25 protein-coding genes, 1 tRNA gene and 2 pseudogenes are annotated in these 24,944 nt (G+C 40.9%); 17 read left to right on the forward strand and 11 right to left on the reverse strand.

Features of this window, described 5'->3' with window-relative positions:
- Positions 1-23 precede the first annotated feature (23 nt).
- The gene (locus tag P162_RS08540; RefSeq protein ID WP_031426890.1) at positions 24-371 is read left to right on the forward strand and encodes a hypothetical protein; all 348 of its coding nucleotides are present in this window, start codon (positions 24-26) and stop codon (positions 369-371) included.
- Here P162_RS08540 and P162_RS08545 read toward each other — a convergent pair.
- Positions 364-1,146 (reverse strand): UDP-2,3-diacylglucosamine diphosphatase, encoded by a 783-nt coding sequence (locus tag P162_RS08545; protein ID WP_031426891.1) that lies wholly within the window; start codon positions 1,144-1,146, stop codon positions 364-366. The two genes, P162_RS08540 and P162_RS08545, sit on opposite strands and share 8 nt — an antisense overlap.
- A gap of 185 nt (positions 1,147-1,331) precedes the next feature.
- Positions 1,332-1,805: a 6-pyruvoyl trahydropterin synthase family protein gene (locus tag P162_RS08550; RefSeq protein ID WP_031426892.1), complete on the reverse strand. Its 474-nt coding sequence runs from the start codon at positions 1,803-1,805 to the stop codon at positions 1,332-1,334.
- 376 nt (positions 1,806-2,181) lie between these two features.
- Here P162_RS08550 and P162_RS08555 point away from each other — a divergent pair, with 376 nt between their 5' ends.
- Entirely contained in the window at positions 2,182-2,829 is a 648-nt protein-coding gene (locus P162_RS08555) for a 2OG-Fe(II) oxygenase (protein ID WP_031426893.1), read from the forward strand.
- Between the two features lie 45 nt (positions 2,830-2,874).
- Here the strand turns inward: P162_RS08555 and P162_RS08560 are convergent, their stop codons facing one another.
- Together P162_RS08560 and P162_RS18055 are read right to left on the reverse strand one after the other, a co-directional pair.
- Positions 2,875-4,218 (reverse strand): MATE family efflux transporter, encoded by a 1,344-nt coding sequence (locus tag P162_RS08560; RefSeq protein WP_031426894.1) that lies wholly within the window; start codon positions 4,216-4,218, stop codon positions 2,875-2,877.
- A gap of 66 nt (positions 4,219-4,284) precedes the next feature.
- Positions 4,285-4,793, reverse strand: a pseudogene (locus P162_RS18055) (GNAT family N-acetyltransferase).
- Positions 4,794-4,893: 100 nt separating this feature from the next.
- Here P162_RS18055 and P162_RS08570 point away from each other — a divergent pair.
- The 5 genes from P162_RS08570 (at position 4,894) to P162_RS08590 (ending at position 8,622) form a co-directional block, all read left to right on the forward strand.
- Positions 4,894-4,967 (forward strand) — tRNA-Ala (locus P162_RS08570).
- Between the two features lie 537 nt (positions 4,968-5,504).
- The gene (gene hemH, locus P162_RS08575; RefSeq protein ID WP_031426895.1) at positions 5,505-6,545 is read left to right on the forward strand and encodes a ferrochelatase; all 1,041 of its coding nucleotides are present in this window, start codon (positions 5,505-5,507) and stop codon (positions 6,543-6,545) included.
- A 90-nt stretch (positions 6,546-6,635) separates the two neighbouring features.
- Positions 6,636-6,929 (forward strand): nucleotidyltransferase family protein, encoded by a 294-nt coding sequence (locus P162_RS08580; RefSeq protein WP_031426896.1) that lies wholly within the window; start codon positions 6,636-6,638, stop codon positions 6,927-6,929.
- A 27-nt stretch (positions 6,930-6,956) separates the two neighbouring features.
- Positions 6,957-7,286 carry a DUF86 domain-containing protein gene (locus tag P162_RS08585; protein ID WP_031426897.1) on the forward strand — a complete coding sequence of 110 codons (330 nt, stop codon included), beginning with the start codon at positions 6,957-6,959 and terminating at the stop codon, positions 7,284-7,286.
- On the forward strand, positions 7,270-8,622 hold the full coding sequence (locus tag P162_RS08590; RefSeq protein ID WP_031426898.1) for an MATE family efflux transporter: 1,353 nt from the start codon (positions 7,270-7,272) through the stop codon (positions 8,620-8,622). The genes P162_RS08585 and P162_RS08590 overlap by 17 nt, the downstream gene beginning before the upstream one ends.
- A gap of 343 nt (positions 8,623-8,965) precedes the next feature.
- Here the strand turns inward: P162_RS08590 and P162_RS08595 are convergent, their stop codons facing one another.
- Together P162_RS08595 and P162_RS08600 are read right to left on the reverse strand one after the other, a co-directional pair.
- A complete protein-coding gene (locus tag P162_RS08595; protein WP_031426899.1) occupies positions 8,966-9,325 on the reverse strand; it encodes a PEGA domain-containing protein in 360 nt (119 codons plus the stop codon).
- 68 nt (positions 9,326-9,393) lie between these two features.
- Positions 9,394-9,750, reverse strand: a complete 357-nt coding sequence (locus P162_RS08600; protein ID WP_051907833.1) for a DUF6567 family protein — start codon at positions 9,748-9,750, stop codon at positions 9,394-9,396.
- Between the two features lie 319 nt (positions 9,751-10,069).
- Here P162_RS08600 and P162_RS08605 point away from each other — a divergent pair, with 319 nt between their 5' ends.
- Together P162_RS08605 and P162_RS18060 are read left to right on the forward strand one after the other, a co-directional pair.
- Positions 10,070-10,351 (forward strand): hypothetical protein, encoded by a 282-nt coding sequence (locus tag P162_RS08605; RefSeq protein ID WP_031426901.1) that lies wholly within the window; start codon positions 10,070-10,072, stop codon positions 10,349-10,351.
- Positions 10,348-10,638, forward strand: coding sequence for a type II toxin-antitoxin system RelE/ParE family toxin (locus P162_RS18060; RefSeq protein WP_031426902.1), 291 nt, complete (start codon positions 10,348-10,350; stop codon positions 10,636-10,638). The genes P162_RS08605 and P162_RS18060 overlap by 4 nt, the downstream gene beginning before the upstream one ends.
- A 2-nt stretch (positions 10,639-10,640) precedes the next feature.
- Here P162_RS18060 and P162_RS08615 read toward each other — a convergent pair whose 3' ends face one another.
- Positions 10,641-11,453, reverse strand: a complete 813-nt coding sequence (locus tag P162_RS08615) for an alpha/beta hydrolase (RefSeq protein ID WP_051907834.1) — start codon at positions 11,451-11,453, stop codon at positions 10,641-10,643.
- A 119-nt stretch (positions 11,454-11,572) separates the two neighbouring features.
- On the opposite strand from P162_RS08615, the gene P162_RS08620 reads away from it, so the two are divergent.
- The 8 genes and pseudogenes from P162_RS08620 (at position 11,573) to P162_RS08655 (ending at position 20,695) form a co-directional block, all read left to right on the forward strand.
- Complete coding sequence (locus tag P162_RS08620; RefSeq protein WP_031426904.1) at positions 11,573-12,283, forward strand: alpha/beta hydrolase-fold protein; 711 nt, start codon at positions 11,573-11,575, stop codon at positions 12,281-12,283.
- Between the two features lie 39 nt (positions 12,284-12,322).
- Positions 12,323-13,270, forward strand: a pseudogene (locus P162_RS08625) (RimK family alpha-L-glutamate ligase); the annotation flags it as partial.
- A 293-nt stretch (positions 13,271-13,563) separates the two neighbouring features.
- On the forward strand, positions 13,564-14,661 hold the full coding sequence (locus tag P162_RS08630; RefSeq protein ID WP_031426906.1) for a carboxylate-amine ligase: 1,098 nt from the start codon (positions 13,564-13,566) through the stop codon (positions 14,659-14,661).
- 190 nt (positions 14,662-14,851) lie between these two features.
- On the forward strand, positions 14,852-15,688 hold the full coding sequence (locus tag P162_RS08635; protein ID WP_031426907.1) for a type 1 glutamine amidotransferase: 837 nt from the start codon (positions 14,852-14,854) through the stop codon (positions 15,686-15,688).
- Positions 15,685-16,881 carry a hypothetical protein gene (locus P162_RS08640; protein ID WP_031426908.1) on the forward strand — a complete coding sequence of 399 codons (1,197 nt, stop codon included), beginning with the start codon at positions 15,685-15,687 and terminating at the stop codon, positions 16,879-16,881. Before P162_RS08635 ends, P162_RS08640 begins: the two co-directional genes overlap by 4 nt.
- A 127-nt stretch (positions 16,882-17,008) precedes the next feature.
- Positions 17,009-17,305, forward strand: coding sequence for a hypothetical protein (locus P162_RS08645; protein ID WP_031426909.1), 297 nt, complete (start codon positions 17,009-17,011; stop codon positions 17,303-17,305).
- Entirely contained in the window at positions 17,295-17,591 is a 297-nt protein-coding gene (locus tag P162_RS08650; RefSeq protein ID WP_031426910.1) for a type II toxin-antitoxin system RelE/ParE family toxin, read from the forward strand. The genes P162_RS08645 and P162_RS08650 overlap by 11 nt, the downstream gene beginning before the upstream one ends.
- Complete coding sequence (locus tag P162_RS08655; protein WP_031426911.1) at positions 17,588-20,695, forward strand: WD40/YVTN/BNR-like repeat-containing protein; 3,108 nt, start codon at positions 17,588-17,590, stop codon at positions 20,693-20,695. The genes P162_RS08650 and P162_RS08655 overlap by 4 nt, the downstream gene beginning before the upstream one ends.
- 162 nt (positions 20,696-20,857) lie before the next feature.
- On the opposite strand, the gene P162_RS08660 is transcribed toward P162_RS08655, so the two are convergent.
- The 4 genes from P162_RS08660 to P162_RS08675 form a co-directional block, all read right to left on the reverse strand.
- Positions 20,858-21,202, reverse strand: coding sequence for a type II toxin-antitoxin system PemK/MazF family toxin (locus tag P162_RS08660; protein WP_031426912.1), 345 nt, complete (start codon positions 21,200-21,202; stop codon positions 20,858-20,860).
- Complete coding sequence (locus P162_RS08665) at positions 21,192-21,422, reverse strand: hypothetical protein (RefSeq protein WP_031426913.1); 231 nt, start codon at positions 21,420-21,422, stop codon at positions 21,192-21,194. Before P162_RS08665 ends, P162_RS08660 begins: the two co-directional genes overlap by 11 nt.
- A gap of 133 nt (positions 21,423-21,555) precedes the next feature.
- Positions 21,556-22,503 (reverse strand): ABC transporter ATP-binding protein, encoded by a 948-nt coding sequence (locus P162_RS08670; protein ID WP_031426914.1) that lies wholly within the window; start codon positions 22,501-22,503, stop codon positions 21,556-21,558.
- A gap of 284 nt (positions 22,504-22,787) precedes the next feature.
- Positions 22,788-24,851, reverse strand: coding sequence for a prolyl oligopeptidase family serine peptidase (locus P162_RS08675; RefSeq protein WP_410471165.1), 2,064 nt, complete (start codon positions 24,849-24,851; stop codon positions 22,788-22,790).
- Positions 24,852-24,944 lie beyond the last annotated feature (93 nt).

Genomic DNA, 24,944 nt, shown 5'->3' on the forward strand with positions numbered 1-24,944 from the left:
TTAAGTTTGTTAAAAATAGAGTTATGAAACGTGCAGCTATTATCTACGAAAATGAATTTGGCATCGCTTATCATCTTCCTACGCCTAACAGTAGTAATACGGCTGCGCAACTGGTTTTTAGGGATCTTGGATTTTACCTAACGCTTGACGAACTCAAGAATTTCTCTTGTCACGCCGCAAATGGACTTGAAAAAATGAAATGTGTTGATTGCCCGCATCATAACAATTGTCGCAGTTCTTTGTTGAGGACCCCGTCTTCAAAAATGGATATGGCTATTAGCCACAACGAACTTTTATTCCTGCGGGAATTATTGGACGAGACGATTCTACGTATAGAAACTAAGGATTATTTGAGGTTTGCGTTTAATTAGGATCGAATGTTTTGAGTTCAAATTGTTTCCCGTCAAAAACGCCATACGTATAGTGGTTGATCCAGTCGCCCAGATTATGATAGGTTGAATGAGCGCCTACTTGAATTTGCATGGGCAAGTGCCTATGACCGAATATAAAATAATCATAGTGCGCGGTTTCCAGTTTTCTTTTGGCATACGCGGCGAGCCACTCGTTCTCTTCTCCTAAAAAAACCGAATCTTCATCGCCAGAAATCAATTTGTTCTTTACCGAAAGATGCTGCGCAAGGCGTACCCCTACGTCTGGATGCACCCATCTGAAAAGCCATTGAAAAAAAGGGGCTTTAAAGACTTTTTTCATACGCTTGTAACCTTTGTCACCAGGTCCCAGACCATCACCGTGGCCTATAAAAAATCGTTTATCGCCCAGTTGAAAAACCTGCGGTTTGTGAAAAACGGGAATATGGAGTTCTTCTTTGAAGTAATCATTCATCCAGAGGTCGTGATTGCCCACAAAAAAATAAATAGATATACCGCTGTCACGCAGTTCGGCGAGTTTGCCCAGGACACGTACAAAGCCTTTGGGAACGACTGTTTTGTATTCAAACCAAAAATCAAAAAGATCACCCAGTAAAAAAATCGCCTCTGCGTCTGTTTTTATGGTATCAAGCCATTTTACGAATTTTTTTTCGCGGGGTTTGCTCTCGGCTGCGGTAGGGGCGCCAAGATGGTTATCGCTGGAAAAATAAATTTTTTTCCCGGCAGAAAGGTTTATGCTGGTAAAAGGTTGATTCATGGGTCAAAGATAGCAAAAACATGCGTTAGGGATAGCTGCGTAAATCCCACAGCTGCCGAAGCCCTAGCGCAGGCAACGCGGAATTGAAGTGTATAGCCCGGCGGCTCTTTCCCTGAGCCGCAACGCTCCCTCAACTATTATAATTTATTATTGCTATTTTTATTAAAAAGCTGGATAAGGTTTGATTACTCCCCCTTTGGGGGCTGGGGGGATTGATCTGCCGCATACCACTCTGCAAAGCTGGTATCGGTTTCCTGTAGTTTCAGTGAAAAAAGACTGATGTTTTTAGGGAGGCGCTGTTTGATTTTTTCGGCAAAATCTATGACCATCATTTCGCTGGTAGGCTGATAATCTACGAGCAGCACATTATGGCCACGGGAAGAAAGTTCGTTTGCAAGATCAACGTGTGGCGTGTTTTTATTAAAGACGGTCGCATGATCAAAAACATCTACAATTTCTTCTTTTACAATCTTTTTAAGATCTCCAAAGTCGATCACCATCCCAAATTTTACATGCTCCCCATCGCTTATGGGCGTTCCTATCACCGTTACCGAAAGCTTGTAGCTATGGCCGTGTACATTGCGGCACTTCCCGTCATAGCCATAGAGGGCGTGCCCTGTTTCAAATGAAAATAATTTGGTAATGCGTATGTTACTCATAGAATTTTTTCTTTTAGGGGTTTTCCTTTATTAAGGTGCCAGTTACAAAGGTGAGAAAACCGCTATAAACATCCATTTTTAGCTATAAAATGGCCTTTTTTTAACCGAAATCACAGGTTTTATACTTATTCGTTTAATATAGGATATAGCGTAAAACATTATTTATTTCCGCAGTTTTTTATAAATGACCACAATGATAAGGGCCACGGCCAGTAGCATCCAGAATCCATAACCACTTAAAAATTGTAGAATATCCATGGGGTATCAATTATGATTTCACCACAAATGTAACAAAGTCTCTGCTGCGCGCCTAAGGATAATTTTATATAAAGAAATTATGACCAATGCGTACTGGCTAAGGTTTAAATTCGCACTTATGAAAGAACAACTTTTTGAGCAATTGGATTTTGTAGAAAATCCTGTTTACGAGCGTATCATTGACGATCTGCTGCAGCAGAAATACGCAATAGTTGAAAATTTTTTTGATGTAAGCGAAGTTGAAGAATTGCGCCAGTCCCTAAGGGATATTTATGAGGCTGATAGTTTTAAAAAAGCGGCAATAGGCAATAAATTTAACGAAGAGATTGATAAGACCATACGTGGCGATTTTATTAAATGGATCAATGAAGCCGAAAATCGCAAAGAAGAGGCCAGGTTTTTTTCTAAAACCAATGACCTTGTTGCTTACCTTAACCGCACCTGCTTTTTAGGAATAATACAAAAGGAATTTCACTATGCGGTCTACCCAAAAGGTACTTTTTATAGAAGGCATTTAGATACCTTTCAAAACGATTCCCGAAGGAAACTGTCGCTGGTATGTTACCTTAATGATGATAGTTGGGAAGCAAGTAATGGTGGCGAACTCATTTTATACCTGCCTACTGAAAAAGGGGAAGAACAATTAAAAATACTTCCGCAGGCAGGCAAAATGGTTATTTTTGAAAGTCAGGTTTTAGAGCACGAAGTAAAACCGGTATTGGCTTCAGAACGCCTAAGCATCACGGGATGGCTAAAAACAAGATAAAATTCACCGCTATTTTTATTTGTTATTTGGCCTAAAACTAATTTTTCATATTGCTTCGGAGACCTTCGGTTTAAAACGTTTTCTGAATTTTAGTATCAGTGCGACACCACGAATAAGCATCCATACGCTAAAGGCGATCCAGATGGAATAAAGTTCCAACCCGAAGTAATCACCGATGAAAATCGCGGGTACAAAGCCAAAGAATGTGGCCAACAACAACACGTTGCGCAGGTATTTCATCTCGCCCATTCCTTTGAAAATCCCGTCAAAGATGAAAGCGATTGCATTAATGGGCTGCATCAGTATGATAATAAAGAAAATTGCGGAATACCGTGCAATAACCGCAGGTTCTTTACTAAAAATAAGTCCAAGGGGTTCATAAAAAAGCATTCCCACAACCATTAAAAAAATGGAAACGCCCACGCCGTACAAACTTACTTTTTTGCTCAGTTGCCACAGCCCATCATAGTCTTTTGCACCCAGCAAACGCCCTGCCAGGATATTGCCCGCCGCTGCATAACCGTCTATAAAAAAGGAGGAAAACAACCAGATATTTATCAATATGGTCTGCGCGGCGATAAAAGAAGGACCATAATCTGTCGCGAACGAGTTGGCCAGGTACAAAGCGAGATTGAGCGCAATGGTACGCACAAAAAGGTTGAGCGCCATACCGATGAGTCGGTATAATTCTGGATTTATGGGGAAACGTAATTTTAGGGAAATATCGGTTTTCCAGAACAACAAAATAAGGGAAAGCAGGGCCATGACCGCCTGTGCGATAAGACTGGCGTAGGCCGCGCCGCGCAGGCCCATTTCAGGAAGCCAGTCTGCTATACCATACACAAGGGCAAAATCAAGACCTATATTGAGCAGCGCACCAATAATTGCTACCACCATAGGCCAAAACGTATTCTGTAATCCACGGAAAATACCAAAAATTGCAAAGGTAAGCAGCGTAAGGGGAAATCCCCAAACGCGAATACCATAATACTCCACACAATACTCCAGGATTAGGTCCTGAGCGTTATAAAGTGAGAATATACCATTGATAAAAGGCAGCGTTCCTCCCAGAATCAGTATGCTGAGAATTATGTTTAAATAAACAGCCTGTGCAGGGAGATTCTTGATTTCGTCAATTTTGCCGGCGCCATAATACTGAGCGATTATGGCCTGCAATGCGCTTCTTGTTTGTCCCAGCACCCAGATCAAAGCTGATAGAAAAGAGCCCACAATACCTACCGCGGCAAGTGCTTCGGTGGGATTGATCTCAATATTTCCCACCACGGCGGCATCAGTCGCAGAAAGTATAGGTTCTGCGATGCCGGTGAGCAGAGCAGGAATTGCAAGCCTGTTTATGTTTTTAAAGGAAAGTGGGGATGTTGTGCGCATTAGGTAAAGTATTGTTTTTTTTTTCAGTATGCTCCTCTCTTTGTGAGGGGATGGGAGGCGGAAAAATCAACCATTTAGTGGCAGTTCGTAGCAGTAAAAAGGATGTTTGCTCTGTTTGAGGAAATAAATGGCACCCAGTTTTTGATAACCGCGTTTTTCATAAAATTTCTGATTCCGCTCATTCTGACTGAACGTATCCAGCCGTACCGACTGAAAATTACCCTCTTTCGCCAGATTTTCGGCAAAAAACATCAATTTTGGGCGATTCCCTGACCTTGATAATCAGGATGAACCGCTAATCTATGGATATAAACGGAAGGTTTATCATCATTTGACAACCAGGTTACTTCCTTATAAAAAAGATCTTCAAAAGTGGAAATTACAACACAGCCCAAAAGATTTTCTGCTTCCTCAAGAACATAAAGCTCCTGGCGCGCTATGTCATTGTCAAAAGCAGCGCGGGAAGGATATTCCTCGTTCCACTGAAAAATGCCGACATCGATCATTTTTTGTGCGCAGGCGCGGGTTAATTTAAGAATTGCGTCAATATCTCCTTTTCTTGCCAAACGGATCATAGTAAAATTTTAAGGACGTAAAATACAAACTTAAACTATGCGCAAATACCTTGTTTTTTTAATGCGGAATTTAGTTATATTTGCCCACTCAAATAAAAATGGGGATGTAGCTCAGTTGGCTAGAGCGCTTGACTGGCAGTCAAGAGGTCGTCGGTTCGAGCCCGATCTTCTCCACGTAATGGAAACCACAACGTCGATACATTGTGGTTTTTTTGTTTTTGGCCTACTGTTTTAGGGCGAGAAGTTTATCCTGAGCAAGGAACGCGCCGAAGGAAGCCCGATCTTCTCCACGTAATGGAAACCACAACGTCGATACATTGTGGTTTTTTTGTTTTTGGCCTACTGTTTTAGGGCGAGAAGTTTATCCTGAGCAAGGAACGCGCCGAAGGAAGCCCGATCTTCTCCACGTAATGGAAACCACAACGTCGATACATTGTGGTTTTTTTGTTTTTGGCCTACTGTTTTAGGGCGAGAAGTTTATCCTGAGCAAGGAACGCGCCGAAGGAAGCCCGATCTTTTTTACAAATTTTAAGCCTCAGCAATCATTAGATTGACGAGGTTTTTTATTTACGAGATTTTACTTTGTTCTAAAAGTAACTTTAGCGGATTAAGGCGCTATCATAAGAAAGAGTGATCTTAACCTTAACAAAGCTTATATGAAATCCTGTTTTCGGAAATGGAGAGTTGTAACTTGCGAATAAAATCACAGCTATGAAAAAAGGCGTTTTAATGGTCAATCTGGGTTCGCCAGAAAGTACAGATCCTAAAGATGTGAAGAATTACCTGGGTGAGTTCCTAATGGATGGCCGCGTGATCGATCTTCCTTACTGGGCGCGCACCTTGCTTGTAAAAGGGATCATACTTAACACACGACCCAAACAATCTGCCGCAGCGTATTCAAAAATCTGGTGGGATGAAGGTTCGCCCTTGATCGTTCTAAGTGAGCGTTTACAAAAAAAGGTTCGTGAGAATGTGGATGTTCCCGTGGAACTTGCCATGCGTTATGGAACACCAAATATGCTCAGCGGACTCAAAAAACTTGATGAACAAGGAGTTGATGAGGTTTTGATCCTTCCGTTGTATCCACAGTTTGCCATGGCAACAACAGAAACTATTCTTGTCCTCGCAGAAGAATTGCGCAAAAAGCATTTTCCGCATATGCGCTTCTCAGATATACCGGCTTTTTACAACAGACCCGAATATATTGAAGTGCTGTCGAATAGTATAGGCGAGAAATTGAAGGATCTGGATTACGAGCACCTGCTGTTCAGCTATCATGGCGTACCTAAAAGACATATCAGAAAAAGCGATGTGACCAAGAGCCATTGTAAAATAGACGGCCAGTGTTGCCAGACGCCCTCTGCCGCGCACCAGTTTTGTTACCGCCACCAGTGTTATGATACGACCAGGCAGGTTGCCGAATTCTTAAACCTGAAAGAAGGTACTTATTCCACTTCATTTCAATCGCGTCTGGGCTTTGATCCCTGGTTGCAGCCCTATACAGACCGCACCATTGAGCGCATGGGTAAAGAAGGCATTAAAAAAATGGCCATCGTAACACCCGCATTTGTAAGTGATTGCCTTGAAACACTTGAAGAAATCGCTATGGAGGGAGAAGAAATCTTTCATGAAATGGGGGGTAAAGAGTTTACTACGATCCCCTGCCTAAACGACCGTGATGATTGGTCCTTTGTTGTTTCCACCTGGATCAATGACTGGGCGATCGTAGAAGCGAGCAAGGCGATTGCTTAATTTTACAAAGCCTTAAAATGGGAGCGATTATATTGCACTCAAAAAAATATCAGTCAAATTGCGTTAACTTTACCTAAAACCATTGGGAAAATGCTTACAAAGGCAAAAATACTGGAGAAGCTTCAGGCGCTAATGCCTGAACTTCGGGATCGCTTTGGCGTGGAAACCATTGGGTTTTTTGGGTCCTTTTCAAGAGATGAAGCATCAGAAGATAGTGATATTGATCTTGTGGTTACGTATAAACAAAGACCTAAAGGATGGGATTATTTTTCATTGGGGATATACCTGGAAGATGTATTTGGAAGAAAAGTGGATCTTGCTGAACCGCACTGCATAAAACATCAAATTAGGGAAAAGGTAATGAGCCAGGTAAATTATATTTGATTGAAAAACCAAAGCCGAAATTATCTTATGTATTTAGAGGATATTCAATTCTCTATGAATGAGATTTTGGAATATACTTATAAGATGGACTTTGAAGATTTTATTGAAGACAGAAAAACCCTGTATTCTGTTTTAATGCATTTTACAATTATTGGAGAAGCCGCTAATAAAATACCTGATCTCATTCAGAAAAAATATAATGAGGTTCCATGGAGAAAGATGTATGGGTTACGGAATTTTGTTACTCATGGATATTTTGCAGTAAATAAAAAGCAAATCCGGGAAATTATCACGACGAATCTCCCTGAAAATAAAAAACAATTAGAACACATACTGCAGCTTGAGCGCAACTCCTAATAAATCAGAAAAACTGGGCATAGAGCCCATAGGTACTTTATTAATAAAACAGGCGGTGCCTTCGGCGATTGGGATTCTGGTCATGTCGCTCAATATCTTGGTTGACACTATTTTTGTGGGCAACTGGATAGGTTCTATTGCCATTGCCGCTATTAATGTGGTGCTTCCGGTTTCCTTTTTTATAGCAGCGTTGGGCATGTCCATAGGGATTGGTGGTGCGAGTATCATCTCGCGTGCGCTGGGTTCTGGCGACAGGCCTAAAGCACTAAAAACCTTCGGAAATCAAATTACCATTACCCTGGCACTTACCATTGGCATGGTCATTCTGGGCCTTGTTTTTATCGATGATCTTATTCCCGCTTTTGGCGGAAAGGGAGATATTTTTGAGCCGGCAAAAGTCTACTACCGTATTGTACTTTATGGTGTGCCCATTTTGGCCCTTTCCATGATGGGTAACAATGTGATTAGGGCAGAGGGCAACCCAAAATTCGCGATGGTGGCCATGATTTTTCCTTCGGTGGGGAATCTATTGCTTGATTATCTTTTGATCAATGTCCTTGATATGGGCATGGCGGGGGCGGCCTGGGCAACCACGGTTTCCTATGGTTTTTGTTTTCTTTATATTCTCTGGTATTTTCTCAGTAAAAACTCCGAATTAAAGATCAATTTTGGCCATTTTGGGATCAATTTTGGCATTTTAAAGGAGATTTCTGCCCTGGGTTTTGTGACCCTTGCACGGCAGGCGGTTGTGAGCATTACCTATTTGCTCATGAACAATATCCTTTTTGATCTGGGCGGTGAAGCCTCGGTTACGGTTTATGCGATCATTGGCCGTATGCTCATGTTTGCCCTATTCCCAGTTCTAGGAGTAACACAGGGATTTTTACCTATTGCAGGATATAATTATGGTGCAAAAAAATACACGCGCGTACGCGAGACGATCAACAAAGCAATTTATTATTCCTGCGGACTCGCGGTTTTGATTTTTGCCTTGATCATGATTTTCCCCCAGGAAATCGTTTCGGTTTTTACCACAGATGTAGCGGTGCTCCAGGATACGCCCTGGGCCATGCGCTGGGTTTTTGCAGCCATTCCCATTATTGGTATTCAGTTGATAGGATCGGCGTATTTTCAGGCGATTGGTAAAGCAAGACCTGCGCTATTGCTCACGCTTACGCGGCAGGGATTTTTCTTTATACCGCTAGTGCTTATTTTGCCCAACTATTTTGGTGAACTGGGTGTATGGATCTCTTTTCCCATCGCAGATGTGCTATCTACCATTGTTACCGGATATTTTCTAAACAGGGAGATCAGGAAGACGTTGGTTGAAAATTAAATTTCAGGAAAGCGCAGTAGCGCAAAACTAAACAACTTCAATATTAACCTGATTTTGTTAATTCTTATACTGTTTTTTGGCTAATTCGCCGGTTTTTTGGGCGTTTCCCTGTGGGTCGGGCTTTACGTTTCAATCTTTTTGTGAGGAACGAGCAAAAAGGATTTCCACTGCAATCCCTAACGCGTCGAGAATTTTTTTTACCGTAGTACTTATTTTGCCCAATTATTTGGCAAACTAGGTGTAGGGATTTCTTTTCTATTGCCAATGTACTTTCTAATATTGTTAACTAGATATTGCTTGAATAGGGAAATGATAAAGACGTTGCTGTAGTATCAAGAAATATTTATTGTTGATTTTCCTTTGGAATAAGTTCGTATAGATGTCCTTTTTCATATTTCATAACCCATAAGAATGGAACCAAGAAGAAAACACCTCCAATTAATGGTGCTACAGCCACCTTTTCATCTTTTGAAAAAGACGTTTTATAAGAATTATATCCTTCTTTTTCTATTCTAATGGAATTTGAACTACCGACAATCTTTGAATCTCTATGTTTATATGGAGTCTGACCGACATTTTGATCATTAATATATAAATTAGCATTTGAGGGTATGGAATCAATAACAGTTGTACTTCCGCAGCCCATGAGGAGTATAGCAACTAAAATTAGCGAAACCGACCGATTTATAAAGTTGTAGATCATTCATTCAAAATTAAAAATCGGATTTAACGAAGACATCCGGAAAATCCGATTTAATGTTAAAATTTATCTTATTTAAACTGTACAATATCTGCCGTGACATAGCATTTATAGGTGGCGATAAGACCTAAAAAGTTAGAGTATTTGAAATTAACCGTTGTATTCGCTAAGGTCTGGCCATCTTTTAAAGAATAGTTTTCTAACATATTCTGTTTGGCCTCATTAACAATGGCTTCTCTATTCATTCCACCAATACCCAAAACATAGGTCGCTTGGGCTTTACCCAAAAGGTTTTTTTGTACGTAACTAAAATTATTCGAGCTCAAGGCGGCAGAATCATTCAAAGATCCGGCTAGGCCAGCTGCACAACTTGAGAAAAGAATTGAGATTAATAAAATAAAAAAAGTGTGTAAAAGTAATTTTTTCATATTTTAATTTTGTTTAAACCCTACTCTTAAGGCTTTTCGGTTTCCCCTCGTTTTTTTAAGTGATTTCTGAGCTTCACTTTTACTGGATTCAAATGTTGAATCCCTGTACAAAAATCAAATTAATGGGTTTACGATGAATTTACTTTACGGTATTCCGTAATGGGATATGATCTTTCTAATTAGAATTATAAAAAGGTGTTGCTTTTGAGAAGCTTTTTACTCTCTTTTAGTAATAGACCAAATTGGCTATCTCCATCTTATGAGCAAAAATTCTGAAGAACACTGGGTTTTTAACTATATTTAATGTTCAATTAATGCTATGGAAATCAACGAAATAAAACAGGCGATTAGAGAACAGCTCAATACATGTGATGACCGCGATAAACTGCTCGATGTGTTGGTCAAACTCATCCCAGACTCCCCATATTCTGAAGATAACATGTATGCTGAAGAGCCAGAGACCGAATATAAAAGTTCTTCTGCCGTTCCTAAAGCGCATTATAAACTCTTACTTGAGGACAGAAAAAAACTATTGAAAGGTGAATTACAGGGTAAACCTTGGAGTGAAGTTTTTAAAAGGCTCAAGGATAGGAGACAATGAGTTTAATCCTTATAATTTTACCAAGAGCAGAGCTTGAAATAGAAAAAAGTTTTCATTTTTATAATGTCTCGAGAACGGATCTTGGTAACAATTTTCTAAAAGAGCTTGATTACTATTTTGATCTTATTTTACAGAACCCGCGGACGTTCAGAAAAAATAATCTAGGATTTAGAGAGGCGGTCATAAAGCGTTTTCCTTTTCTTATAATTTATGAACAATTAGAGGACTATTTATACATATATTCTGTTTTCAATACCAACAGAAATCCTTCCACTAAGCCAAAATAAACTCAATCGCCCTCCCCAAAAGCCCATCTCAAAAACTCGGGAAAAACTTTTGCCCACGTTGGCAGATCATGTTTTCCGCCTTCTACTTGCACATAAGTTATATCGCCCGGAAAAGAATAGCCCTTTGTCTGTAATTCTTTCACCAGATCCAGCGTGTCGTCAATTGAATCTATAATCCCATTGTCGTTGCGGTCTGCACGCTCATCCTGGCTACCGCACTGAAACCAGAATTTAAGATGGGAGTCATGCTCCGCATTTTTGACCATATCAAGCACAATACGGCTTCGGTCAACCATATCCCCTTTTATATACGGTTTTTTGCGCCACCAGAAAGAACCACTAAAAACGCCAATTTTGTCAAAATAATCGGGATTATTGAAGCCAATATCAAAAGCATTGAGTCCGCCAAGGGACATCCCGCAGAATACCCAGTCGGCTTTTTCATGTGAAGCATTGAACTCTTTTTTAAGAAATGGAATGAGTTCCTTCAGTATAAACCTACTGTATTTTTCTGCCCGTGCACCACGACCTTTAAAATCGGCACAACCAGCTGTACCGTATTCCTGTAGGCGGTTACCGGCAGAAATCCCCACATAGATAAACGATTTGATTTGTTCAGAAGCAAACGCATGGGAAAGTGTCTTTTCCAGCTCCATTTTCTCAAAGTCCTGACCGTCGTTCATGAGCAATACCGGAAACTTCTCTGGATTGTTCCAAAAAGTAGGCGGGGCAAAGAGCCGAAAATCCACCGTACGTTCCAAATGATCAGAATACAGGCAGCCTTTTATGCTAATATGGTTTATGTGAAAATGCATGACAACGTTTATAATGCAAGTATAAGGATTCTGAAAATAAAATAATTATAGCGCTGAATTATTCTGTTTTTATTTGACAATTCCTTTTTTTAATTCATTTTTATTATAAATTTAAAGCAATGGCAACTGTTTCACACATTCCCTATTTCTCGAATATATTAAACCGAATCATTGATATTGAGGTGACGGGTCACTGGGGGCACCCCATATTAATGTTCCCTTCTTCATACGGCACTTATACCCAAAACAGGGATTTTGGCCTTAATGAGACGGTCATGCATTATGTGGATCAGGGAAGGATAAAACTCTATAATATTGAAACGCTTGACGGCTGGTCTTTTTATGCAGACCATATGTCTTCTGAGAACAAGATTGCTAATTATGAACAGTACTTGGAGTTTATGGTGCAGGAGTTGATTCCCAAGATTCAGCAGGATTGCAATACGCACCGCGTGGCGGTTGCGGGGTGCAGTTTTGGTGGTTATCACGCAGGGAACATTGCTTTCCGGTTTCCAGACCTGGTATCGCATCTGTTTTCCATGTCTGGCGTGTTCAATATTCGTAACCTTACGCCACTCTCTGATGATATGCGCATTTATTTTAACTGCCCAGACGAATTTGTGCTTAACGATGAGCCCTGGAAGTATAACCACATGCATATCGTGCTCAATACTTCAGACTGGGATATTTGCCTTTCCAGAAACCAGCGTATGCATCATGTACTCAATACAAAAGGTATCACGCACTGGTATGATGAGCGCAGATGGATGGAGCATGACTGGCCTTTATGGAAAATGGTGTTCCCGGAATATATAGCAACTTATTTTTAAAGAACAATACAGATAAACCAATTTTAAACAATATAGATCATGACAAAAAAAGTAGGAATAATATTCGGTATGGAAGATACGTTTCCATGGGCTTTTATTGATCGCGTCAACGCACTGGGCGAGGGCAAGATCGTTGCAGAAGCGGTACAGATAGATAAAGTACAGCAAGGGGTTGATTATGGATATCATGTCATTTTTGACCGTCTTTCTCATGAAGTCCCGTTTTATCGCGCATATTTGAAAAATGCCGCTTTAATGGGATCTGCAGTTATCAATAATCCGTTCTGGTTTAGTGCAGATGAGAAATTTTTCAATAACTGCCTTGCCATGCAACTGGGCGTACCGGTGCCAAAAACAATCTTGCTGCCTTCTAACCACAGGCCAGACAATACTTCAGAAACTTCTTTCAGGAACCTGAAAAACCCTATGGACTGGGAATATATATTTGATTACATCGGCTTCCCAGCATTTATGAAACCCTTTGACGGCGGTGGCTGGAAGAATGTGTATAAAGTAAACAACGCGGAAGATCTTTTTAAATGTCATGCAGAAACGGGCCAGCTGGTCATGATGCTTCAGGAAGAAATTGTTTTTGACGATTACTACCGTGTGTATTGCCTGGGTCAAAAGTATGTGCACATTATGCCCTACGAACCCAGAAATGAATTTCACGACCGCTACGCAACCGAACCAAAAACAACGGGTGCAGAGCATAAAAAATTGATGAAAACCATTACAGATTATACCCTAAAACTTAACCAGGCATTAGGATATGACTTTAATACGGTAGAATTTGCCATTCGTGATGGTGTGCCTTATGCCATAGATTTTTGCAATCCTGCGCCAGACGCAGATATAAATTCAGTAGGTAAAGATAATTTTGAATGGATCGTGGAGCATGCGGCTAAATATGCCATCGAAAAGGCAAAAGCCCACAAACCGAAGCAGGACAATACCTCATGGGGAACCTTTGTTCAGGACGCAGTTTCTAAATCAAAGCCCAAAACTAAGAAAGTACCCTTGAAAAATGCTGCGGAAGCCAAAAAAACCTCAGTCAAAAAACCTGCCGCAAAGACAAAAAAACCGACTGCAACCAAGGAAAAATCCACCGAAGCAAAAGCTAAGGCTCCTGCAAAAGGAAAAGCAAAAAAATAGTCATTTTCACTGCTTTTGTTATTTTAAAATAGTCTATACCTGTATCACCTTATCCTAATTGTTTAGGTGATATCAGGGATATGCTATGTTTTCTTCGACCCGTACGTTAGCCAAAACCCAACTTTATGAAAAACTTTACTTTAGGAATTGAAGAAGAATTCCAGATTCTTGATAGTGATACGCTGATGCTGCGCTCCCACATGTCTAAAATTCTGGACGGTGGCAAGGTTTTTCTGCAGGAACGCATTAAAGAAGAAATGCACCAGGCCGTGGTGGAAATGGGAACCAATGTTTGTGAGAACATCAACCAGGCGAGGGATGAGGTTTCTTATCTGCGCCAGCAGGTAATTCAGTTGGCCGATAATGAAGGAATGAAGGTAGCCGCGGCGGGTACACACCCTTTTTCGCATTGGAGCGACCAGTTGATCACACCAAACCCACGTTACGATGCGCTCATCGAGGAAATGAAAGATGTGGCGCGCTCCAATCTTATTTTTGGACTGCATGTACATGTGGGTATTCCTGACCGGGAGGAGGGTCTGCAAATTATGAACGTAGCGCGGTACTTTCTTCCGCATTTGTATGCGTTGTCCACAAATTCGCCTTTCTGGGAAGCGCGCGATACCGGTTTTAAATCCTACCGCTCTAAGATTTTTGATAAATTTCCACGTACGGGCATTCCACCATATTTCAGCAGTGTGGCAGAATATGATAAGTTTGTTGAGATCCTGGTTAAAACTAATTGTATTGATAACGGTAAGAAAATCTGGTGGGATATTCGGTTACATCCATTTTTTCCCACGGTAGAATTTCGCATTTGCGACATGGCCATGACGGTTGATGAAGTGATCTGTATAGCCGCGCTCATGCAGTGCATTATTGCAAAGCTGCACAAGCTGCAGGAGCAAAACCTTACGTTTAGAACGTATCGCCGCGTACTTATCAATGAAAATAAGTGGCGGGCGGCGCGCTGGGGAGTAGATGCAAAGCTCATTGACTTTGGTAAAAAAGAAGAGGTGAATTTTACGGTTTTGATCAACGAACTTTTAGAATTTATAGATGATGTGGTTGATGAGTTGGGCTGCCGTAAAGAGGTCAACTTCGTTCATAATATGATTCAGCAGGGATCTGGGGCAGACCGCCAGCTGGCAGTATTTAAGGAAACCGGGGATCTCAAGGAAGTGGTGCGCTACATTGTGGGTGAAACAGGAAAGGGGCTTTAACTTCCCAATATCCCCACCCAGCCTCCCCTAAGGGGAGGAGTTTATGAAGTTATAATCAAAAAAATATTTATTTAATTGTTAGGTTTATCTCCCTTCCCTTGGGGAAGGGTTGGGGATGGGAATTTTAACAACCAGCCATAAGAAATAGCCTACAGAATCCGTAATTTTGCCCGTTACAAAAGATTGAATGATGGAGAATACGTATCGAATTGCAATTTTAGACATGAATGCGGGTGTGCAAAATGAAGGTATGCGCTGCATACAAATGATCAGTGGGCAATTTTTAGAGCAAGAAGGAATAAAGGGAAATTATGATATTTTTTCGGTGCGTACCGAAAATGAACTTCCAGATATTAAGGATTACGACATTTTTATTTCCTCTGGCGGTCCTGGGTCACCGCTAGTGCAGGGCGAATCCTGGGAAGCGCCATATTTTGATTTTTTAGATTCAATATTGACCCACAACCTGATCAACCACAATAAAAAATTTGTGTTTTTGATCTGCCACTCGTTCCAGTTGGCCGTATTGCACTGGGATCTGGCCAAAGTAACCAAGCGCAAATCGACATCCTTCGGGATCATGCCCGTGCACAAGACAGATTTTGGCAAGACCGATGAATTGCTGGAAGGGCTTTACAATCCTTTCTATGCGGTAGATTCGCGCGATTATCAGGTTGTGCGACCCAATAAGCTGAAAATTGAGAATATGGGAGGTTCCATTTTGTGCAAGGAAAAAATGCGGAACCATATACAGTTGGAACGTGCTATAATGGCCATTCGCTTTAGTGAAGAGATTATTGGCGTTCAGTTTCATCCCGAGGCAGACGCTGAGGGCATGATGCGCTACTTTCAAAAAAAGGAAAAACGAAGCCAGATCGTAAAGCGCTACGGAAGCAAAAAATACATCCAAATGATGGATTTTCTGGATGACGATGATAAAATATTAATGACCCATAAACTGATAATCCCGCGCTTTTTAGCAAGGGCAGCAGAGCATATTGAAGAAAACAGATACGTACCCTTATGATCCCAGAAATCCGAAACAAATTCAATGCAAGTTATAAAGAAGAGTATTATCAAAACTTGCAGCAGGAAGTGCTGGACACTTTTGGCGAACCCTGCGGATTTCGGATTTCAGAAACACCTGTTTTTATCAATAAAGCACTAAAAAAGAAGGTTTTTGACGCTTGTGGGGCAATTATTGAACAACTGGAAACGATCGATCTGGAAGCAATAAGGGAGCAATTTATCCCGAAAGGATTGCAATGTCCTGCACCGCTGGGCAAACCTCATTTCCTGGCCATCGATTTTGGACTTTGCACCGCAGAAAATGGCGAGGTCGTCCCGCAGTTGATAGAACTACAGGCTTTCCCTTCGCTATTTTTCTATCAGCCCTTTCTGGGCAACGCTTATTTGAAAAATTACCCCAATTTTCCCAAGGGGGATTTTCATTACTTTTTCAGTAATCTGAACGAAGATCAGTACATAGAAGAACTAAAAAAACTGATTCTTGACGGGCACCCAAAAGAAGAAGTAATCCTGATGGAAATCTTTCCGGAAAAGCAAAAAACAAGTATCGATTTCAAGGCTACAGAACAGGCGCTGGGCATTGCAACGGTCTGCATGACCAAAATTACGAAAGAGGGAAAACAGCTTTTTTACACTAAAAATGGCCAAAAAACACGTATAAAACGTATTTATAACCGTGTTATCGTTGACGAACTCAAGAATATCCCAGAGCTCAAGACACAATTTCAGCTTACTGATGACCTGGATGTGGAATGGGTGACGCACCCGGACTGGTTTTTTATGATTTCCAAGTGTATTTTGCCACTTTTAAAACACGATTTCATTCCAAAGTCTTATTACTTGAATGATTTTCCACAGGATTTAGTATTAGAGGATTATGTACTGAAACCTTTGTTTTCTTTCGCGGGAAAAGGTATCAACCTACATCCTGATCTGGAAACTATTAATGCCATTACAGATAAGGAAAATTACATTCTGCAGAAAAAAGTGGAATACGCCCCGCTCATCAAAACAAATACCGAAAAGAATTCAAAAGTAGAGCTGCGCATGCTCTACATTTGGGATAAGGAACAAGATAAACTTAAACCTGTGGTCAATCTTACGCGCATGAGCAAAGGCGAACTCATAAACGTTTCTTACTTAACGCAAGATACGTGGATAGGTTCTTCTATCAGTTTTTTTCAGGAATAGATAAATATTTTATATCTCAAAAAACCGGTGTTTTAGGTAGAAAATTGATTAAAAACGCTTTAAATTCGGACAATTTTCACCTGTTTTTCGCTATTTTTAGAAATTTATTTCATAAAAAATCCTCTAAATGAATATTAATGAACTCAAAAAAGCGATCCAAGATGAGCTGAAAGAATGCAATGACAGTGATTTGCTGTTAGATGTGTTACTTAGATTTTATCCTTATCCCGGGACTGAGAAAGATCAAAAAAATCAGCAAGCTGCTGAAAGCGAAACTACTTATACTGTAAATACGGGATTTCAAATTCCTGATTGGAAATGGAAACAACTTGAAGAGGAAAGTCAAAAACTTAAAAGAGGAACTCTGGAATTGACTGATTGGGTAGATTTTGAGTCAGAACTTAGAAAGGAGTATGGCTTATAGAATTAAGCTAACCCCCATAGCAACAATTGAATTAAAGGATTCCATTGATTATTATTCAAACATTAATCGAAGAGTTGCTCAAGATTTTTTGAGTCGCATCAGCGATATGCTTGACGACATAGAGCAAGAACCATTTCATTACAGGGAAATAGGTAAAGGCTTTAGGCAGGTACCTGTCCATAAATTTGCATTTGTTATTATTTATGAAATAATAGCTGAAACCGTAGCTGTTCATTCTTTTTTACACACCAGTAGAAACCCTAACCAAAAACCACCTAAAACATGATTAAAACTACAAAAAACCTACTTTTATTACTCCTTTTAATTGCTTTTGCAAAACCAGATGAACTCAAGGCGCAAGCTTTTGATGAATCCCTTTATTCTGCGCTTGAATATCGCTTGATAGGTCCTTTTCGTGGGGGACGAAGTGCTGCAGTTACCGGCGTTGCCGGTAAACCAGACCTCTTTTATTTTGGTGCTACCGGCGGTGGCGTTTGGCGTACTACCAATGGCGGCCGGGAATGGGAAAACATCTCCGATGGCTTTTTTGGTGGGAGCATTGGTTCTGTTGAGGTTGCTCCCAGCGATCCCAATATCATTTATGTGGGCGGCGGTGAAGAAACGGTGCGCGGTAACGTTTCTTCCGGTTATGGGGCGTATAAATCCATAGATGCCGGGAAGACCTGGAAACACATTGGGCTTGAGAACAGCAGGCATATTCCGCGTATGCGCGTGCATCCCACAAACCCTGATATTGTTTACGCAGCGGTTTTGGGCAACATCTATAAACCTACCGAAGAACGCGGTGTTTACAAGTCCGTAGACGGTGGTACAACCTGGAAAAAAGTACTTTTTGCCAATGAAAATGCCGGCGCTGTAGATCTTTTACTTGATCCCAATAATCCGCGTATTTTATATGCTTCCACATGGAATATGCAACGCACCCCTTACAGCCTGAGCAGTGGCGGCCCTGGTTCTGCGCTGTGGAAAAGTACCGATAGCGGTGAAAACTGGACCGAAATCTCCAAAAATGAAGGCTTTCCGCAGGATACTTTAGGCATTATTGGCGTTACGGTTTCGCCCGTAAATTCTGAGCGCGTGTGGGCAATTGTGGAAAATAAAGAAAAAGGCGGACTTTACCGTAGCGATGATGCCGGGGAGACCTGGTCGCTTATCAATACAGACCGAAGCCTGCAGCAACGCGCGTGGTATTACATGCGCGTGTATGCAGATACGCAAGATGAGAATACGGTGTATGTACTCAACGTAGATTATCACAAAAGCACCGATGGCGGAAAAACTTTTGAGGCACATGAAGCGCCACATGGCGATCACCACGATTTATGGATCGCTCCAAACGATCCAAAACGCATGATCATGGCAGACGATGGGGGCGGCCAGGTAACTTACAATGGTGGAGAGACCTGGAGTACCTACTACAATCAGCCCACTGCGCAATTTTACCGCATTACTACAGATAATCATTTCCCGTACCGTATTTATGCCGCGCAGCAGGACAATTCTACCGTGCGCATACAACATCGCAGTGGCGCCAGTTCCATTGGGGACGAGGACTGGGAGTCTACAGCCGGTGGCGAAAGTGCCCATATCGCCGTGGATCCAGAAAACCCGGAGATTGTTTATGGCGGCAGTTATGATGGTTTTCTTACCCGTATGAATCATGAGAAAAACACGGTGCGATCAGTTTCGGTATGGCCAGATAACCCTATGGGACACGGGGCCGAGGATATGAAATTCCGTTTTCAATGGAATTTTCCCATTATGTTTTCAAAACACGATCCCAACAAACTATATACCTTTTCTAACCACGTACATGTCACTACAAATGAAGGCCAGAGATGGGAAGTTATAAGTCCAGACCTGACCAGAAACGATTCTACCACGCTAAAATCTTCCGGCGGACCGATTACTCAGGATAACACTTCCGTGGAATATTACGGGACCATTTTTGCTGCAAATGAAAGTCCGTTAGAAGAAGGGTTAATCTGGGTGGGCAGCGATGATGGACGCATTCATGTTACCCGTGATGGAGGGAAAAACTGGGAAGATGTAACGCCGAAGAAAATGCCAGAATGGATGATGATCAACAGCATTGAACCCAGTGCCTTTGATGCGGGAACATGTTATGTGGCCGGAACAAAATATAAATCAGGGGATTTTGCGCCGTATTTGTACAAAACGGAAGACTACGGTAAGTCCTGGGAGAAGATCACCAAGGGAATTCCTGAAGAACATTTTACGCGTGTGGTTCGGGAAGATCCCAAGCAAGAAGGTTTGCTCTATGCCGGTACAGAAACCGGGATGTATATTTCCTTTGACGATGGTGAAAACTGGAAACCTTTTCAGTTGAATTTGCCCATTGTACCCATAACCGACCTGGCGATAAAAGACAATGACCTTATTGTCGCAACCCAGGGCAGAAGCCTCTGGATCATTGATGACCTTACCCTTTTACATCAATTATACGATGTGAAAAATACAGATAAACCGATGATCTTTCAGCCAGAAAAAGTATATAGGACAGAGGGTGGTAGCCGGGAGAGCAAAACGGCTGGTACAAATCATCCCAATGGCGTGATAACCTATTATTACCTGCCGGAATTTGATGCGGAAAATGACAGTATTTCCCTTACCTATTTTGATGCGCAAAACGACACCATAAAATCTTACAATTCTAAAAGCGATAAGAACAAATTAGAACCGAAAAAAGGAGGTAACGAGTTTGTCTGGGATATGACCTATGAAGGCGCAGAGCGCCTTGACGGTATGATTTTATGGTGGGCAAGCACAGATGGGCCAAAACAAATTCCCGGTGATTATACCGTAAAACTCAATGTAAACGGCACAGATTATGAGCAAAATTATACCGTTGTCCCAGATCCTCGTGCAGAGTCTACCGTAGCCGATTTGCAGGCGCAATTTGATTTTATCACCGAAGTAAACAAAACAGTGGATGACGCACATAAAAGCATTAAGAAAATACGGAATATCAATGACCAACTTAAAGCTTTTACAAAACAGTACAAAGATGATTCAGCGTTGAAAGAACTACGGGAAAAGGCTGAAACGCTTTCTGATAGCCTGGAATCTGTAGAAAAAGCATTGTACCAGACCAAAAACAGAAGTGGACAAGATCCTTTGAATTTTCCTATCAAATTGACCAATAAATTGGCGCATTTGAACAGTTTAGTAGGTATGGGCGATTTTGGACCCACTGATCAGGATCTGGCCGTCAAAAAAGAGCTGACCAAAAAAATAGATAAACAGTTGTCTGAATTTAATGCGTTGCTATCCCAGCAAGTTGTAGAATTCAACAAAGCGTTTAATGAGAAAAACCTGAATTATTTGTTTGTGGAAGTTTCCGAATAGTGTTGATTAAGGCTTAGAATTGATCTGTAAAAGTCTAGACCTCACAGATCCCAGCTATTGGAATCTGTGAGGTCTTCTTATTTGTTGAATTCAAATTTTCTTTACATCTTTTAAGCATGGTTTATATAAAGAGGTTATCATAACAATTTCGCATGCTTTTCATTATAAATCCAACACAGTCAAAATATTACGCTTCACTTCAACTAGATATCGAGTAGGTAATACACCAATTTTTTCTACCAATCTTTGATTGTCAATTACCCTTATCTGATCAATCATGATGTCGCAATCTTCATTGAGACCGGCGATTCCTTTGTTTAGATGAACACGTAATAATTTGGTCTCTTTTCTTACTTGCGTGGTCAATGGACAAATCAACGTACTGGGGTGGGGAACCGCGTTGAGGAGATCGGTTTGAATGATAAGTACTGGTCTTGTTTTGCCGGGTTCTGTTCCTTTATTAGGGTTGAGGTTGGCTATCCAAATTTCATATTGTTTAATCTGCATGCTCCATATCATCAAATTCCTTTAATACTTCTAGAGAGTCGGCACCCACAAGTTCAGACTCCTTCCTTAGCTGTTTTTCAGTAAATTCCCTATATTTTATTTTATTATAATGGTCAATAGCTTCATTGATATATCTATTTCTAGACTTCTTCAAATCCTTCAAAAGCAGTTCGGTTTCTCCAAAAATGGAATCGTCGATTTTGAGTGAAACGGTTTTCATAGAAAATAATTTAAGAGTAAATATACATCATTTTAATATATACTTTAATACTATCATTTAATGGAAGTTTAGGTCAATTTTTAAGCGGATAATAGAAAGTATTGAACCCAGGATCAAGGAAGTAAAGCTTTCTTTAAAATGCAGCTTGCTTTAAATAAACATTTTTATGACTATCTAGCGCCTCACCGTGATTAAAAAAGACGTTTTTACCCTCAAAATCGGCCTGAATCAGGTAGAAATTACCCTTAAAATAGCTTTTTTTGACGGTCACTTCCAGAGATGTTCTTGATTGTGAAACAACCAGTTGATGCGGAAGTAAAAGCAGTTCCTGATCTTCAATATTTTCAAAAAGCGCTCCAGATAAATGGATAACATCGCCAAAAAATGAGGCTACATACGCGTTTTTAGGGTGTTTATAGAGATTTTCTGGAGTAGCCGTCTGCATAAACATGCCATCGCGCATTATTTTTATTTCATCAGAAAAAGAAAGCGCTTCCTCGCTATCGTGAGTAGCGGTTATGCATGTAATATTTTCTTTTTTTAAATAAATATACAGCCGTCGCCGAAGATCATTTCTCCTAAAATTGTCTATATGACTAAAGGGTTCGTCGAGCAGCAGCAATTCTGGTTCCTTAGCGATAGCGCGAGCCAGCGCCACACGTTGTTTTTGGCCACCGCTGAGCAGTTTTACATGTACATCTTTAAAAGCTGTAAGATCTACGACTTCAAGTAATTCTGCTACGCGCGCATTACGTTCTTTCATAAAATTGCGCGACAGGAACTTCCCAATATTATCAGCCACGGAAATGTAAGGCATCAGATCAAAATCCTGCGCGAGGTATTTGATAAACGGTTCGCCGGGAACAAGGTTGAAATTAGGCCCAAGCAGTTCCTTTTCTTTCCAGAAAATCTGTCCGTTTTCCAGATGATAAAGGCCATAAATAAGCTGTAAAAGGGTGCTTTTTCCGCAGCCACTTTCGCCCAGTATAGAAATATGCCGCCCTTCAGAAACTGTAAAATCCATATCCTGAAGAACGATTTCCTGATCGTAGGCGAATTTATCTATTTTGACTTGGAGCATTTTTAGTATATAAAAACCTCACAGTCGCTATAGTTATACGGTGCTGTGAGGTCTGGTTATGTATTTTCTCGAAAGTAGTCAGATCGAGTTTGATCGTGAAGAGCGTGCATTAAGATCCCTTCATAAACGAAAAGCTTCTCGATATATTTTCAATTTCGCTACCGCTTCATTGAAAACACTCGAAGTGACACTTCTCGATGTATTTTCCAATCGCGCTACCGCTTTATTAAAACACCCGAAGTAACACTTCGTATGCTATCTTGTTTTTCAATGTTTCCAATTGCTTATTTCGGTAGCTTTTCAAACCCCATAGTATAGAATGTAAAGGCAAAAATGTCTGCGGTTTGCTCGATGGTTTTGCTCACGGGTGTTCCTGCGCCATGACCGGCATCTGTTTCAATGCGAATGAGAACAGGAGCATTACCCGTTTGTTTTTCCTGCAATTCCGCAGCAAATTTAAAGCTGTGTGCCGGTACTACGCGGTCATCATGATCGCCCGTGGTTACCAGTGTCGCGGGATAATCATTGCCAGCTTTTACATTGTGTACCGGTGAATAACCTTTGATGTATTCAAACATTTCCTTACTATCTTCAGAAGTTCCATAATCATACGCCCAGCCTGCACCGGCAGTAAAAGTGTGGTAACGTAGCATATCCATAACACCTACCGCGGGAAGCGCAACCTGCATAAGATCTGGCCGCTGGGTCATGGTGGCACCCACTAAAAGTCCACCGTTTGAACCACCACGAATGGCAAGATATTCTTTTGAAGTATAATCATTCGCGATCAGATATTCCGCAGCTGCGATAAAATCATCAAAAACATTCTGTTTCTTCATCTTGATGCCCCCGTCGTGCCACTCTTTACCATATTCGCCACCGCCTCTAAGGTTGGGCACCGCATAAATACCTCCCATTTCCATCCAGATTGCATTGGTGATGCTGAAAGAAGGGGTGAGGCTAATGTCAAAACCACCGTAGCCGTATAGCATTGTAGGATTTTTACCATCAAGTTTAATTCCTTTTTTATGGGTAATGATCATGGGCACTTTGGTGCCATCTTTTGAAGTATAAAAAACCTGCTTGCTTTCATACTGTTCAGGATCAAAATTGATACCTGGTTTTTGAAACAGTTCTGACTTTCCACTGGAGATATCATATTTGTAAATGTTACCGGGAGTAACATAGTTTGTAAAAGAATAATAAAGTGCTTTATCTTCTTTTTCGGCACCAAAACCACCTACGCTCCCCACGCCCGGAAGTTCTACTTCACGAATCAATTTACCATCATAATCGTATTGTTTTACCTGTGATACAGCATCAACCATATATTCTGCAAAAATGGAACCGCCGCCGGTAGAAGGGGAAAGCACATTTTTTGTTTCTGGAATAAAGTCTACCCAATTCTCAGGCGTTGGGTTTGTCGCATCTACGGTAACTATTTTTCGGTTGGGCGCGTTCCTATTTGTCGCGATGTAAAGTTTTGAACCTACATTATCCAATACACCAGAATCAGTGTCCGTATTGTCAAGAATAGTCACAAAATCACTTCCGGGTTTTGTAAGGTCTTTGATCATCAATTTATTTCCAGAAGTTGAGGTACGTGGATTAATGATGAGGTAATGATCATCTTCTGTTACCTGTGCACTAATATAACGGTGCTTTTGATCTTCGGTCCCACCATAAATTAGCGCATCATCTCTTTGCGGCGTGCCCAATTTGTGATAATAAACTTTATGCTGATCTGTTTTTGCCGAAAGTTCGCTGCCCTCTGGTTTGTCATAACTGGAGTAATAAAAACCTTCATTTCCCAACCAGGACATACCACTAAATTTAATATCTTTGAGAGTATCTTCCATAATCTCGCTATTTTCAGCGTTCATGACAAGTACCTTGCGCCAGTCGCTCCCTCCTTCAGAAATACTGTAGGCTGCAAGTTTTCCATTTTTTGAAAAATTCATACCGCCCAGGGACACCGTTCCGTCTTCAGAAAATGTATTGGGATCCAGAAAAACAGTCGCTGTATCAGGATTTTCCCCTGTTTTATATCTGTAAATGACGTACTGGTTCTGCAGGCCATCATTTTTATAGAAATAGGTATAATTACCTTCTTTAAAAGGCGCGCCTATTTTTTCATAATTCCAGATTTTCTCCAGTTTTTGCTTTATTTCTTCGCGGTAGGGGATTTTTTCTAAATAATCATACGTGACTTTGTTTTCTGCCTTTACCCAGGCTTCGGTTTCTGCGCTGCGATCGTCTTCAAGCCAGCGGTAAGGGTCTTTTACTTCTTCGCCAAAATAGGTGTCAATAGTATCTACCTTCTTGGTTTCAGGATATTCTAAGCTCATGCTATTAACTTTAGTTGAATCTTTCTGGCTGTAGCCTAATGTGGCAAGCAGAAAAAATAAGTAGTTTATTTTTTTCATGGTGGAAACGCGTTG

Source organism: Flavimarina sp. Hel_I_48 (assembly GCF_000733945.1).
Lineage (GTDB): Bacteria > Bacteroidota > Bacteroidia > Flavobacteriales > Flavobacteriaceae > Leeuwenhoekiella.